The organism is Chromohalobacter nigrandesensis (genome assembly GCF_023061285.1).
In the GTDB taxonomy this organism is placed as follows: Bacteria; Pseudomonadota; Gammaproteobacteria; order Pseudomonadales; family Halomonadaceae; genus Chromohalobacter; species Chromohalobacter nigrandesensis.
This window is the reverse complement of record NZ_JAKGAM010000001.1, coordinates 751160-765660: the sequence shown is the minus strand read 5'-3', so window position 1 is coordinate 765660 and position 14501 is coordinate 751160. Positions and strand designations below refer to the sequence as shown.

The 14501-nt window shown below is 60.4% G+C and carries 11 protein-coding genes; 5 read left to right on the top strand and 6 right to left on the bottom strand.

The genetic code is table 11. The annotated features are described in order from the left end of the window. Nucleotides 1–53 precede the first annotated feature (53 nt). On the bottom strand, nucleotides 54–1409 hold the full coding sequence (locus L1073_RS03620) for an MFS transporter (RefSeq protein ID WP_246896931.1): 1356 nt from the start codon (nucleotides 1407–1409) through the stop codon (nucleotides 54–56). Nucleotides 1410–1773: 364 nt separating this feature from the next. On the opposite strand from L1073_RS03620, the gene L1073_RS03615 reads away from it, so the two are divergent. Further along, nucleotides 1774–2352, top strand: a complete 579-nt coding sequence (locus L1073_RS03615) for an ANTAR domain-containing response regulator (RefSeq protein ID WP_246896930.1) — start codon at nucleotides 1774–1776, stop codon at nucleotides 2350–2352. Between the two features lie 9 nt (nucleotides 2353–2361). Next, complete coding sequence (locus tag L1073_RS03610) at nucleotides 2362–3582, top strand: CmpA/NrtA family ABC transporter substrate-binding protein (RefSeq protein ID WP_246896929.1); 1221 nt, start codon at nucleotides 2362–2364, stop codon at nucleotides 3580–3582. A gap of 70 nt (nucleotides 3583–3652) precedes the next feature. Here the strand turns inward: L1073_RS03610 and L1073_RS03605 are convergent, their stop codons facing one another. Continuing rightward, nucleotides 3653–5254, bottom strand: a complete 1602-nt coding sequence (locus tag L1073_RS03605) for a peptidoglycan DD-metalloendopeptidase family protein (protein ID WP_343322447.1) — start codon at nucleotides 5252–5254, stop codon at nucleotides 3653–3655. A gap of 256 nt (nucleotides 5255–5510) precedes the next feature. After that, a complete protein-coding gene (locus tag L1073_RS03600; RefSeq protein ID WP_246896927.1) occupies nucleotides 5511–6359 on the bottom strand; it encodes a pirin family protein in 849 nt (282 codons plus the stop codon). 94 nt (nucleotides 6360–6453) lie between these two features. On the opposite strand from L1073_RS03600, the gene L1073_RS03595 reads away from it, so the two are divergent. Together L1073_RS03595 and L1073_RS03590 are read left to right on the top strand one after the other, a co-directional pair. Next, a complete protein-coding gene (locus tag L1073_RS03595) occupies nucleotides 6454–7368 on the top strand; it encodes a LysR family transcriptional regulator (protein ID WP_246896925.1) in 915 nt (304 codons plus the stop codon). Nucleotides 7369–7481: 113 nt separating this feature from the next. Next, the gene (locus tag L1073_RS03590) at nucleotides 7482–8483 is read left to right on the top strand and encodes a glutathione S-transferase family protein (protein WP_246896923.1); all 1002 of its coding nucleotides are present in this window, start codon (nucleotides 7482–7484) and stop codon (nucleotides 8481–8483) included. Nucleotides 8484–8492: 9 nt separating this feature from the next. Here the strand turns inward: L1073_RS03590 and L1073_RS03585 are convergent, their stop codons facing one another. Continuing rightward, the gene (locus tag L1073_RS03585) at nucleotides 8493–8951 is read right to left on the bottom strand and encodes a YaiI/YqxD family protein (RefSeq protein ID WP_246896922.1); all 459 of its coding nucleotides are present in this window, start codon (nucleotides 8949–8951) and stop codon (nucleotides 8493–8495) included. A gap of 392 nt (nucleotides 8952–9343) precedes the next feature. Here L1073_RS03585 and L1073_RS03580 point away from each other — a divergent pair, with 392 nt between their 5' ends. Beyond that, nucleotides 9344–11056: a DEAD/DEAH box helicase gene (locus L1073_RS03580; RefSeq protein ID WP_246896921.1), complete on the top strand. Its 1713-nt coding sequence runs from the start codon at nucleotides 9344–9346 to the stop codon at nucleotides 11054–11056. 142 nt (nucleotides 11057–11198) lie between these two features. On the opposite strand, the gene L1073_RS03575 is transcribed toward L1073_RS03580, so the two are convergent. Further along, the gene (locus L1073_RS03575; RefSeq protein ID WP_246896920.1) at nucleotides 11199–12776 is read right to left on the bottom strand and encodes an aldehyde dehydrogenase (NADP(+)); all 1578 of its coding nucleotides are present in this window, start codon (nucleotides 12774–12776) and stop codon (nucleotides 11199–11201) included. Nucleotides 12777–13009: 233 nt separating this feature from the next. Continuing rightward, a complete protein-coding gene (locus L1073_RS03570) occupies nucleotides 13010–14179 on the bottom strand; it encodes a fumarylacetoacetate hydrolase family protein (RefSeq protein WP_246896919.1) in 1170 nt (389 codons plus the stop codon). Between the last annotated feature and the right edge of the window lie 322 nt (nucleotides 14180–14501).

Sequence of the window (14501 nt, the reverse complement as noted above, 5' to 3'; positions counted from 1 at the left end):
AAGCCACCGCCCAAAGGCGGTGGCTTTTTCGTGGGTCAATAAGAAGATACGGATTAACGCGCGGCAATGGCATCGACGGGTGTTTCGGTGCCTGCTGCGGCGTCGCGATAGGCGGCGTCTTCTTCGGCGAGCACCTGCGGCGAGAAGCGGACGAGTAGGGTACAGAAGGAGGCGAGCATCACCGCGACGCCAAGGAAGAAGAGACCTTGCTGATAGGAAAGCGATTCGCTGCGAAACAGGAAACCGGCTGCCACGGCACCGGCGTTGCCGCCTGCGCCGACAATGCCGGCGACAGCGCCGAGGGCTTTCTTGTTGATGAAGGGGACGACCCCGAAGGTGGCACCTTCGGCCATTTGAGTGAAAAGGCTGAAGACCAGCATGATGCCGATGGCGAGCGCCAGCGTCTGCATCTGGGCGAAGCCCATCAGGGCGATACCTTCACAGAGCATGGCGATGAACAGCCAACGCACGCGGCCCTTGAGTCCACCGTGGCGGGCGAAGAGATCGGAAAAGATACCGCCGAGAGTGCGGGCGAACAGGTTCATCAGTCCGAATAGCCCGGCGATGAGCCCGGCGGTGGCCAGGTCGAGTTCGAAGTTGTCGAAGAAATAAATGGCCGCGATGTTGTTGATGGTCAGTTCGACACCGAAGCATGCCGCATAGACGATGAACAGTGCCCAGACACGCACATCCTTCATGGCGGCGCCGAAGCTTTGGACCATGCCGTGCTCTTTCTCGGCATAGGGAAGTTCTCCGCGCGCCCGCAGCGCATCGAAGTTGCCGTTCGGTGCATCTTGCGTGAAGAAATAATAGGCGATGCCGGTCGCGAATAGCACGATGCCGGGCACGACCATGGCCAGACGCCAGCCGAGCGCCTCGTTGACGCCGAGCATCATGATGCCGGCGAAGACCAAGGGCATGAGGATCTGCGTGGTACCGCCGCCCAGGTTGCCCCAGCCGGCGGTCGTGGCGTTGGCGGTGCCGACCACGTTGGGCGCGAACATGATCGAGGAATGATACTGGGTGATGACGAAGGAGGCGCCGATCGCACCGATGGCCAGCCGCGCCAGCAGGAAGGTTTCGAAGTTGTTGGCGAGGCCGATCAGCATCACCGGTAGGGAACCGAGGCACAACAGCCAGGTATAAGCCTTGCGAGGGCCGATCCTGTCGCAGAGAAGCCCGATCACCAGGCGTACCAGGACGGTAATGGCCACCGAGGCGATGATGGTGTTGCCGATCTGGGTTTTGCTCAGGTCGAGGTCTTCACGCACCACGGCCATCAAGGGGGCGATGCCGAACCAGCCGAAAAAGCAGACGTGGAACGCGAACCACGACATGTGGAAGACACGCATCTGCGGTGTCTTGAGGCTGAAAAGCCGTATCTTGTTGGCTTTGTTGCGGATTTCCATGGCTCATCCTCTAGCGTTGGAGTAGCGACGATCGAACGTGACGTCGGCGACCTTCGTCATGAAGGGCCGGGTCCTGGGGTTCGACGCACTCGTACTCACTTGGCGAGCCTGGTCCACGTCTGGCTGCCCTACAGAAAGCAAGAGGCATGCCAATGGAATAGAGCGATGATGAATGCCCCGGCTTATCGGTCCAAGACGACTCATTGGCATGCTTTTGGTGCAGACTGAGGCGCTATTGCACCGTTGTAATGCATCAATGGCGCACCGCCGATGTGCAGAACCCGTGTTGCATGGGCTGCCGCAGCGCATTACCTGGCATGTAACCTGCATTGAAAGTCGACAAGCACCCAGGAGAGGAAAGTGCATGACCGTGAAGGTGCTGATCGTGGATGCTCGTCCTGAACGCTCGCGGGCGTTGGAGCAAGCACTGCATGAGGCGGGATTCGACGTGGTGACCCGTGCCAACGAGCATGACGATCTCTACGCCATCATGACGCGCGTCAAGCCTGATGCGGTGATCATCGATGCGGCGCTACCCAGCCGCGACACCTTGGAACACATGGGCCAGTTGGGGCGCCGCTTTCCCAAGCCGATGATTATGCTCGCCGAGGAAGAAACGCCGGATTTAACACGCGAAGCGACGAGTGCAGGTGTAAGCGCCTACGTGGTCGAGGACGTACAGCCGGCGCTGGTGCGTTCGATGGTCAATGTAGCGATTTCCAGCTTCGAAGCGCATCGCGCCCTCAAGGGCGAATTGACCAAGACCCAGACCACGCTGTCGCAGCGGCGCACCATTGAACGCGCCAAGAGCCAATTGATGGAAACGCACGCGTTCAGCGAAGACGCCGCCTATCAGTGGCTACGCAAGCACGCCATGAATCGTCGCTTGACCATTCACGAGGTGGCTCAGGCCGTCCTGGCCAGCGACGATTTCGAGTCTTAGGAGACAATGATGAACGAGTCCCAACCCCCTCGATGCGAGTGGCCCTTGCCCGAGCGCGATACGCTGACTTTGGGCATGTTGCCGCTCAACGATGCCGCGCCACTGGTGGTGGCGCGAGAACGTGGCTTCTTCGCGGCGCATGGACTGGAGGTGACGCTGCAAGTCGAGTCGTCATGGGCCGGCTTGCGCGATGGCATGCAGCTTGGGCTCCTCGATGGTGCACAGATGCTGCCCTTGATGCCGCTGGCCTCGACATTGGGACTTGATGGACGCCCTACACCGGTGCTTTCGGCGTTGACGCTGAACCTCGGCGGTAATGCCATTACCGTGTCCAATGCCTTGTATGCCAGCATGCAGGCAGCCGATCCCGAGGCCATGTTGCAGGCACCGATTTCCGCCCGCGCACTGGCGGCAGTAGTGCGCCAACGGCGAGCCGCTGGCGAGCCGGCGTTGCGTTTCGCTAGCGTGTACCCCTTTTCTTCGCACCACTATCAGTTGCGCTATTGGCTGGCGGAAGGCGGCGTCGACCCTGATCGTGATCTTGAATTGCGCGTGGTGCCCCCGCCCTTGGTGGCGGAGCAACTCGAGGCCGGTTGGCTGGATGGCTATTGTGTCGGCGAACCCTGGAATACGCTCGCGGCTCGTCGTGAAAGCGGTCGCGTGCTGATCGGTAGTCATGCCATTTGGCAGCATGGGCAGGAAAAAGTCTTCGCGGTGCGCGAGGCATGGGCCGAGGCTTACCCGATGACGCACCGCGCGGTATTACGGGCGCTGCTCGAAGCCTGTGCCTGGCTGGATGCCCCGGCGCAGCGCATCGAGGCGGCACGCTTGATGTGCGAAAAGGGCTACCTGGACGTGCCACCCACCGTAGTGGAGGAAAGCATGACAGCGGAAGGGACGCCGGCGCCCCATGGCATGAGTGTGTTCCATCGTCATGCCGCGAACTTCCCTTGGCGGTCTCATCTACGTTGGTATGCCGAACAGATGCGCCGTTGGCAGCACTTGGAGGTCGCCGCGCCAGCGCTCGAGGACTGCCTGGTGCGTTGTGTGCGGCCGGACCTTTTCCGCGAAGCGGCCGATGATCTTGGCATCAATTATCCGCTCGTCGATGTCAAAAGCGAAGGCGAGCATATGGCCGAATGGTCTCTGGAAGGGAGTCGTGGCGCCATCGCCATGGGCAGCGATCGACTGCTGGATGGCGAGCTTTTTTCAGGTCAAGATCGAGGCTGAGAAGGGCGCAATGCAAATCGCCCCACCGGAATGGTGAGGCGATTTGCCGGGAGCATAGGCCAGAAACTCTCTAGCCTTCGTCGCCCGATTTCTCGTCGAGATGCACGCTAGCAATGGTCGGCGTATCGTTGTCGCTTTCCAGCTTGGCGAGCAACGGCTTGGATTCTTCCTTGAACGCGGCCAGCTTTTTGCCTTCCAGGCTTTTGTTCTCGGGCAGCTTGACGCGCATGGCGTCGACTGAGCGGTCGTTGACCATGACTTCGTAATGCAGGTGTGGACCTGTGCTGCCCCCGGTGTTGCCGGACAAGGCAATTTCCTGGCCCATCTCGACACGGTCGCCTTCGGAGACAAGGCGCTTGGAGAGATGCATGTAGCGCGTCTTGTAGCCGTTGTTGTGACGGATGACCAGATAATTGCCGGCGCCGTTGGCCTGATAGGCGGATTTCACGACGCGTCCGGCCGCTGGCGAGTCGACGGGGGTCCCGGTACGCATGGCGAAGTCCGTCCCCCGGTGCGGGCTGATACGCCCGGTGATCGGATGCTTGCGCCGCAGGTTGAACGGTGAGCTGATGCGATAATGCCCTTCGAACGGATAGCGATTGAAGGCCGGATCGAGGCTCTGACCATCGGGGGTATAAAATTGATCGTCAGCGTTATTACGTACCACGGTCAAGTCCATGCGTTCGCCTTGATACTGGGCGGCGAGAATGCGTGAATCGACGCTTTCGCCTTCCAGCATGTCGGATTCGACGAGAACCTGAAAATGATCGCCGGCACGCGTATTGCGGCGGAAATCCAGTTTTTTCGAGAGCAGACTTGTCAGTTGAGCGACTTCGGAATGGGAAAGCCCCGTGGACTCCGCCGACAAGGTAAAGCTGCCGTTGACCGTGCCGGCAAAGAGACGTTGAGACGGTTCGGTGGCCTTGATGACATCGGAAACGTCGAAATCGTCTTGGGGGGAATCGCGTTCGATGACATAGCCTTCACGTGCATTCTTCATGACGCGCAGCGCCAGCAGGTCGCCTTCCTGGTTGAGCTTGTAATCGAATGAGCGACCGACACGCCAGCGTGTCAGGGCGTTCTTGTCGGGAACGCTATCCAGAATGTGCATGACATCGCTGTATCCCAGTCCCAGCGTGCGCTCCGCCGTCACGGCGAAGGTGTCGCCTTTTTGTACCGTATAAGTTTCCCATTCCGGCACGAATTCCTGCTGAGTGGCGATCTCGCGATCAAGATCGGGGGAGCCATTCTCGTCATGCAATTCCGTCGGATCGATGGAAAAGTCTTCGTAAGATGTCCCGCCTAAGGAGTCATCTTCGAGCTCGTCTTCGGAGAGCAATCCTGGCAACTGCATGGCCGTGTGGAGTGCCTCGGCGGCAAGATAAGGATGGGAGGAGGACTGGGAATCGAACGCCGGCGCATCAGACACGGTATTGTCTGCCGCGTGCGCCTTGTCGATGAAGTCGACATCGACGATTTCCTGGGCCTTGAGCTCACTCAGCGGAATATCGCGAGTGGTCACAGTCTCCAGGGTGTCGAGGGCATTGCCCGCAAGTGAGGGCGACGATGAATTAGAATCGCCGACGTCTTGAGTGATCTGGTGGGTGGCTGAGTTGCCACCAGTGTCGTCGATGACAGTAACGATTTTGTGCGCGCCCAGCACAGTCACCATGGTGGCGACCGGTAACAAAATTAACTTATGAGTGCGGGGCAGCGAATAAAGAATCCGCAACATTATGAATAGAAGCCGTATACGTGAACGTTAAATAGATAAAAGGCATTGAAACGATAACCTATGCTAAATGAAATGCCTATCCTGTTCATGTATACAGGTCATGTACGCAGCAACGGCAAGCCGGTATTAGCGGCTTGCCATGTATACGCGGCTATGTGGGTAATCCTTTACCGGCGCCACGCGATGTACAATCTCAGTCGGTCAAGCTGCCGTCTCTATAGGCCTGCATGGCGGCCTCCAACTCGCTGCGTGAATTCATCACGAAAGGCCCGTAATGAGCGATCGGTTCGCGATGCGGTGTACCTCGCAAGAGCAGAGCGCCAGCCTCGCCGTCCGCTTCCAGGGTTAGTGCATCGCCAGCCTCGAGCACTGCGAGATGACCAGCCGTTACCGCTTGATTGCCAACCTTTATCGTACCCAGATAGGCATATACCAGCACGGTCTCATCCCCAAGCTGCGTCAGCGACAAGGTGCCCGAGTCAAGGCGTACATCGGCGACGCCGGCATTGCCGGCCAAGGCATCGAGGGGGCCGTCGATGCTGGCCGTGGCGTTTTGCCAGCGACCGCCGAGAGCGATCAAGTGGCCGCCTTGGCCTTCGAGGCGTGGCATCTCTTGCGCGCGTACATCGCGGTAAGTGGCCGTGCTTAGCTTGTCGCTCGCCGGCAGGTTGATCCACAACTGAAAGGCGTGGAGCCCTTGGCTGTCGGTCAACGGCATTTCGGAGTGGATCATGCCGCGCCCGGTGTGCATCCATTGCGCATCGCCGGCATGAATGGTGCTGCTGTGTCCGAGGTGGTCTTCGTGCGTTAGCCCGCCGTGAATGACATAGGTGAGCGTCTGCATGCCTCGGTGTGGGTGTGGTGGAAAGCCGCCGATATAGTCATCGGGCCGATCGGACCCCAACTCGTCGAGCATCAGGAAGGGGTCGAGCCCGCCCTCGAAGTCGTGGAGGCGCTTGATCTTGACGCCATCGCCGTCCTGGCTGGGGTGGCTGGAGCGAATGTGCTTGATCTGGCGGTGAGTCTGCGTTGCCTGTGTCATTGGTGAATCCTCTTGATGACAATGACTGGTATTTTAGTTCGTATTTTTCGAAAATTAATCGCATATTTTTGCTCTTTATCTTCGAGGGAATCGAATGGCCAACGTTACGTTAGCGCAATGGCGAATGCTCGCCGCCGTGGTCGATCACGGCGGATTCGCGCGTGCCGCCGACGCCGTGCACAAGAGTCCTTCCACGCTCAATCACGCGGTTCACAAGCTCGAAGAGCAACTGGGGGTCCAGGTCCTGGAGCCAGTGGGACGCCAGGTGCGCTTGACCGAGGCGGGCGACATGTTGCTACGCCGTGCCCGGCAGTTGCTGGAAAGCGCCGATGCACTGGAAGATGTCGCCGAGCGCTTGGGCGAGGGGCTCGAAGCCGAGGTGGTGATCGCCGTCGATCAGCTATTTCCGCCGGATGCCTTGGCATATGCGCTGGATAGTGTGTCGCAGCATTATCCTCACGTTCGCGTTCAACTGCATGAGACCGTGCTCAACGGGGGGGTCGAGATGCTCTACGATGGACGCGCTGACCTGGTGGTTTCCGGTATCGCTGCCCAGGGGTTTCTGGGCGAGCCGCTGGTCAATGTGGCGTTTCTGGCCGTTTCGCATCCGGCGCATCCCTTGCAGCACCTGGGGCGTGAACTCGACCTGCGTGATCTGGAGCAGCATCGTCAGTTGGTGGTGCGCGATTCGGCGCTGCGTCAGTCGATGGATGCGGGGTGGCTCAAGGCCGAGCAGCGCTGGACCTTGAGCCATCTGGTGACGTCGGTGGATATGCTGTGCCGTGGATTGGGGTTTGCCTGGATGCCGACGACACGTATTCGCGAGGCGCTGCGGACGGGCAGTCTTGTACCGTTGCCCCTAGCGGTAGGCGGGCGTCGTGAGGCGTCGATGCAGCTTATCTTTCGCGACCGAGATCGTGCTGGGCCAGCCACGCGGGCACTAGCGGCGGCCTTGCACGCAGCCGTGGCGGATTGCTGCGATGAGCATTCGATAGAAACGAACGGTTAGGCCGCTTTTATGCGCTTGAGCGTCGAATCAATCGTTTTATGCTGAGCGGCATAGAGGTGATCGAGCATCGGTCATCCGCTCATCAAGCATCAGGGCGCTCGCAGGAGGCAAGTATGGGGCTGTTGATCGAGGGTCGTTGGCACGACCAATGGTATGATACCAAAAAACATGGCGGTGAATTCGTCCGCGAGTCCGCCCAGTTGCGCGATTGGGTGACGCCGGACGGGTCGCCGGGACCGCAAGGCCAGCCGGGCATCGCGGCCGAGGCAGGGCGTTTTCATCTATATGTATCGCTGGCCTGCCCGTGGGCGCATCGCACCCTGATCGTGCGCAAGCTCAAGGGGCTCGAGGATCTGGTCGGTGTGTCGCACACCAGTCCGCTGATGCTGGAGCAGGGCTGGACCTATGCCATCGACGAGGGCTCGAGTGGCGACCCGCTCAATGGCGTCGACTATCACCATCAGCTCTATACGCTGACCGATGCGCAGTATACCGGGCGCGTGACGGTGCCGGCGCTGTGGGACAAGCGTGAAGGGCGTATCGTCAACAACGAGTCCGCCGACTTGGTGCGTATGCTGGGCGGGGCATTCGATGACTTGACCGGCAACCGGCTGGAGCTTTATCCGGCGGACCTCCACGAGACCATCGATGCCGTCAACGCCGACGTTTATGATCACGTCAACAATGGCGTTTACAAGGCCGGCTTCGCCACACAGCAGGCGGTCTACGAGAAACACGTCACGGCGTTGTTCGAAGCGCTCGAGCGTCTCGAGTCACGGCTCGCCACGCAGCGGTATCTTGCTGGAGAGTGGCTGACCGAGGCGGATATCCGGCTGTTCACCACCTTGATTCGCTTCGATGCCGTCTATCACGGGCACTTCAAGTGCAATCTCCGGCGTATTGAAGACTACCCCAATCTGTCGAATTACCTGCGCGAGCTCTATCAATGGCCAGGCATTGCCGAGACGGTGAATTTCGATCACATCAAGCGCCATTACTATTATAGCCACGACACCATCAATCCGACGCGCATCGTTCCAAAGGGGCCGGTACTGGCGCTGGAACGCCCCCATGACCGCGAACGCCTTCCGGGCAGAGGTATTCGTGGGGCTTAGTACGGCGTATCAGCGTCGCTGCTGGGCACGTGTCAGCCAGCGGTCGAGGGCATTGGCGAAGGTCCGTCGCTCGACATCGCCATAGGGTTTGGGGCCGCCGGTATGCTCGCCGCTGGCGCGCAGGGTTTCCATGAAGTCACGCATCTGTACCTGGGCGCGAATGCTGTCGCGAGTCAGTGCTTCGCCACGATTGGTGATGACCTCGGCATCGCGCGCCAATGCGGCTTCCGCCAGGGGCAGGTCAGCGGTGACGACGAGATCACCTGGCGCCACCCGGTCGACGATGGCGTCATCGGCGGCATCGAAGCCACCGGGAACAGTCAGCGCGCTGACCCAGGCCGAGGGTGGCAAGGGCAAGCGATGATTGGCGACGAAGCGTGTCGGGGTCTGGGTACGCTCGGCAGCACGTACGATGACTTCGCGGGCATGACGCGGACAGGCGTCGGCGTCGATCCATAACGTCGGCATGGAAGCTTCCTCGATAAGCGAATAGGGCTTGATGAACGAATAAGATTGGGCAAAGCCATTAGTCGATGGTATTATGCCACTTCCTCGCATGTGTTGACCCCTCCATCCTGTATTCGTCCCTGTGCGATGTGCCTTCCACCCGGTGTGGATAGAGCCTAAAGGACGTTTCTGCGCAAGGCGCATTGCCCGCTCGTTTCGAGCCGGCCGTGAGAGCGCTTGCCGCATCGATGGCGCGCCACGACGCGTAAGGTCGCCACAGCTGCCGCTCATGCGGCAGGACGCAGGTGCTGCGACCGGCGCCTTTTGTTTCGATGCCCAGGCCGAGCGGCCGATGGGCAATGAAGGCGCCTTGAATTTTTCCGCCGGTTTGCCCCGGCTATCCAAGGTGTGACATGACCACGACCCCCGCTGCCTCGTCGACTTTCGCCGAGCTTTCGCTGCCGTCTGTTCTTCTTTCTACGCTCGAATCACTGGGATATGAGACGCCCTCACTGATTCAGACCAAAACCATTCCTGCGCTGCTCGAAGGGCGCGATGTGATGGGCCAGGCCCAGACCGGTACGGGCAAGACCGCTGCCTTCGCCTTGCCTCTATTGTCGCGTCTTGATCTGCAGCGTCGCCAGCCGCAAGTGTTGGTGCTCGCACCGACGCGTGAGTTGGCGCAGCAGGTTGCCGCTTCTTTCGTCCAGTACGGGCGTGACCTCAAGGGGCTCGAGGTTCTCAGCCTGTGTGGCGGTCAAGAGTATCGTGAACAGCTCAGCGGATTGCGCCGTGGTGCCCAGGTCATCGTGGGCACGCCGGGACGTGTGATCGATCACCTCAACCGTGGCAGCCTCAAGCTCGACGGTCTCAATGCGCTGGTACTCGACGAAGCCGACGAAATGCTGCGCATGGGCTTCATCGATGACGTCAAGCGTGTGGTTTCCGAGACGCCGCAAGGCGCGCAGCGCGTGTTCTTTTCCGCGACCTTGCCAAATGAGATCTCGCGCATCGTCGATAATTATCTGGTCGATCCGCTCAGGATCATGATCGAGACCAAGACCAAGACGGCCGAGGGTATCGAGCAGCGCTTGGTGCGTATCGAAGGTGGTGCCAAACTTGAGGCGCTATCGCGCTTGCTCGAAGTCGAGCCGGTAGACGCCGCCATCGTCTTCGTGCGTACGCGTGCTGCCTGCACCACGCTGGTCGAGCAATTGTTGACGCGCGGCGTTAACGCTGCAGCGTTGTCCGGCGACCTGGATCAAAGCCTGCGTGAGCGGACCGTCGATCGCCTCAAGCGTAGCAAGGTCGATGTCCTCATCGCCACCGATGTTGCCGCGCGCGGTCTCGACGTGCCGCGTATCACGCACGTTTTCAACTACGATCTGCCGCAAGACGGCGAGGCGTATACCCACCGCATCGGGCGGACGGGCCGCGCTGGACGCAAGGGCGTGGCAATCACCTTCGCCGGTGGCCGCGAGCAGCGTCGCGTACGTGACATGGAACGTGTTACCGGTCAGCCGATGCATGAAGTCGAGTTGCCCGATGAATCTGCCATTCGTGCCCATCGCGATGAGCTGTTCCGTGAGCGTGTGCTGAAGACGCTGGAGCAGGGCAGTGACTATCAGCGCGAGCTGATCGAAGGCTTGGCCGATGACGGCTACGATCCCGTGGACCTGGCATGCGCAATGGCCAGCATGGCGCGCTCCGGCGAGGCACCCATCAGTCGTTTGCCGAAGCCGGGCGAGCGTCGGCCTGCCCGTCAGGGCGGTGGTCGCGACGAAAAACCCAATCGCCGTGATCGTGGGCCGAGCGCTGGCATGACGCGTTACCGCGTATCGGTGGGGCATAAGGATGGCGTCAAGCCCGGTCAGTTGGTGGGGGCATTGGCCAATGAAGGCGGCATCGACGGTGGCAAGATCGGCCGTATCGACATCCGTAATGCCTTCTCCGTGGTCGAGTTGCCGAACACATTGCCGGCCGCCGTGCTGTCGCGCATTGGCCAGGCGCGTGTCGCCGGCCGTCCGCTGGAGATTGCCGAAGATCGCGGCGGTGACCAGGAGCGCGCTCCGCGGCGTCAACGTGAAGACGGAGATGCGCCTCAGCGGAACCGTTCGAAGGCGTGATCTAGCGACTAACGGCTCACGCGAGCCGCTCGTTTCTGACGAGCGGCCATTAAAAACGCCCCATGGCAATGTTCTGCCATGGGGCGTTTGCGTTGCTGATGGCCCTCGTCCCGAAGGACTCAGGCGCATCAGGCGAGGACGTTTACCCCTCGCGCTTACCGTCGACGAGACGCTTCAGGCCGAGGTCGTTGGCTTCCTTGAGAGCTTTGGGAAGCAACGAATCAGACAGATTCTGATAGCACACCGGACGCAGGAAGCGGAAGATTGCGGCGCTACCCACGGAGGTGGTGCGTGAATCGGACGTGGCCGGGAAGGGGCCGCCGTGCACCATTGCATGGCAAACCTCTACGCCAGTCGGCCAGCCGTTGGCCATGATGCGTCCAGCCTTGCGTTCCAGCGTGGGGAGTAGCTGTGCCGCATCCTGAGTGTCGCCCTCGTCCATCTGCAGAGTGGCGGTCAGCTGACCTTCCAGTGCTTCGGCCACGCGCTTCATCTCGTCCATGTCGTTGCAGATCACGACGAGAGAAGTGGCGCCGAAGACTTCTTCCTGCAGCGATTCATCGGCCAGCACATCGGCGCCTTGCGTGGTGAAGAGCCCCGCCTGGCATTGATTCTCGCCTTCGCCGGTAAGGCCGCGGCCTACTTCGTTCACCTTGGCGTTGCCTGCCAGCTTGGCGACGCTTTGCTCGTAGGCCGAGTGGATCCCAGGCGTCAGCATGGTATTCGCAGGCGTGTCCTTGAGCGCCTTGCCGGCTTCCTCGATGAAGCTGTCCAATGCCGGGCTCTTGAGACCGATGACCAGGCCGGGGTTAGTGCAGAATTGACCTGCGCCCATGGAAACGGAACCGACAAAGGCTTGAGCGAGGTCGGTACCACGTGACTCGAGCGCTTTGGGCATCAGGAAGACAGGGTTGATGCTGCTCATCTCGGCATACATGGGAATCGGCTCGGGGCGCGATTGCACGGCTTGTTGCAGTGCCAGGCCACCCTTGCGCGAGCCGGTAAAGCCGACTGCCTTGATACTGGGATGCTTGACCAGCGCGGTGCCTACTTCGTAACCGGAATCGAAGAGCATGGAGAACACGCCTTCGGGCATGTTGCACTTCTGCGCGGCTGTCTGAATGGCGCGTGCCACCAGCTCGGAGGTGCCGGGATGCGCCGCATGTGCCTTGACGATCACCGGGCAACCTGCGGCGAGTGCGGAGGCAGTATCACCACCGGCCACGGAGAAAGCTAGCGGGAAGTTGCTGGCGCCGAAGACCGTGACTGGCCCCAGCGGGATATGGCGCTGACGAAGGTCAGGACGTGGCATGGGCGCGCGTTCAGGCAGCGCCGGGTCGACGCGCACATCGAGCCATTCGCCGGCACGCACGACACCCGCGAAAAGGCGCAGTTGATTGCAGGTACGCCCCCGCTCGCCTTCGATACGAGCGACCGGTAGGCCGCTTTCGCTCACCGCGCGTTCGATCAGTCCACCGCCCAGATATTCGATTTCTTCGGCGATGGTTTCCAGAAACTTTGCCCGTTCTTCCAGCGAGGTTTCCCGATATGCATCGAAAGCATCCCAGGCGAGCTGACAGGCACGTTCGACCTGCTTGCTATCGGCACTGGTAAACTCGGGCGGCAGCGTCTCGCCACTGGCGGGATCCACTGCCTGGAAGCTGGCACCGGGGCCGGCTGCGATGTCTTGTCCGATGATCTGTTTGCCTTCCAATATCATGCTTGCCTCCTGGCATTGATGGGCATATACGAGACATGGCGACGCTGAGCACTAGAGTCAAGGGAGCGTTTTGTTCCGCCGATGTTGCGGCGTGATCCCGTGGCATCGCGTGCGCCTCCCATGTCATCGAGAGGCCTGTTTGAGAGTACTGTCTTGAGTGAATGTCATGGCCGAACGCAAAGCTCTGGGAGCGACGTCGTGTAGCGTCCCGTCCATGGTGTTGAAACCGATCGTCAAGCGCTGGGACGCTGGCGTACGAGATAGTTCAGCAGAGCACCGCTGCCGAACTGCCAGGGCCGGATGCGGTCGCTGGTATCGACGCGATTGACCAGTGCCCCGAGCGTGGGCGTGGCGATGGTCACCACGTCCTCGAGGTGGTGAGTAAAGCCGCTACCTTGGGTATCACGATCCTGGGTCGGGGCGAACAACGTCCCCAGGAACAGCATGAAGCCGTCCGGATACTGATGGTGCGTTCCCAGCGTCTGGCCGACGAGATCGAGCGGGTCGCGGCTGATCTGGTTCATCGAACTTACTGCGTCCAGATGAAAGCCATCCTCACCGCGGACATCCAGCGTTACCTCCAGGGTGCGGACACTGTCGATGTCGAAGTCGTCATCGAACAGGCGAACGAAAGGACCGATGGCGCAGGAAGCGTTGTTGTCCTTGGCCTTGCCTAGCAACAGGGCGCTACGCCCTTCGACATCGCGCAAGTTGACGTCGTTGCCGAGCGTGGCGCCGCGTACCTGGCCGCGCGAGTCTACTGCCAGCACGACCTCGGGCTCGGGGTTGTTCCACTTCGAGGCCGGATGAATGCCGACCCGATGTCCCAGGCCGACCGCCGACATGGGCTGCGATTTGGTGAACACTTCGGCGTCGGGGCCGATGCCGACTTCCAGGTATTGCGACCAGACGTCGAGTTCCACCAACTTGGCCTTGAGGGCTTCGGCTTCGGTGGAGCCTGGCGTCAACCGCGAAAGATCGTCGCCGATCAGTGAGGTGACGGTCTCGCGCAATGTCGCCGCCTTCTGGCTGTCGCCGCGCGCCTGCTCCTCGATCACCCGCTCCAGCATCGATGATGCGAACGTCACCCCGCAGGCCTTGATCGCCTGCAGATCGCAGGGCGCCAGAAGATGCCAGGTAGCGGGGTCACCCTCGGCGTCGAGCGAGGCTTCCAGGCAATCGCTGACCGCGAGGAGCGGCGCATCCGGTGCCTGGGCGATACGTGTCGTCAGATCGTCGAATTCCAGCAGGGCGCTGAACGTGGGCGCCAGCGCGCTGATATCGTGCAGCATGCCATTACGTACGGTGACCAGGCGGGGACCTTGCACATCGGGGTCCCACACGCGGCCGATCAAGCGATCGTTGCCGGCGTCTTGGGGGAGGAACGGGTGAAATTCATTCATTGGGAGCGCCCTTGGGTTCGTCGCGTCAGTCGGTAAATGTTGAACATAGTGCTTACATGTTCAACATAGACTTTGGTATACCCCTCGCAATCTACCCTAGTCATACGGGGGGCCGGCATGGGGGGTACCCGGTGCTTTCATCTCCCCATTGGTTAGCTAAAAATGCATTTTAATCAGCATCCTGGCGGCCCGTTTGCGCATTGTATCCAGGGTCTGATGTGTGGCTCTGAAGGAGGTGGAAAAAACCAATATCATTTGTGATATTTTTTTATATATCAAATAAGGTCTTTTTTGACATTATTCGGTTATCAAGAAAGACGTT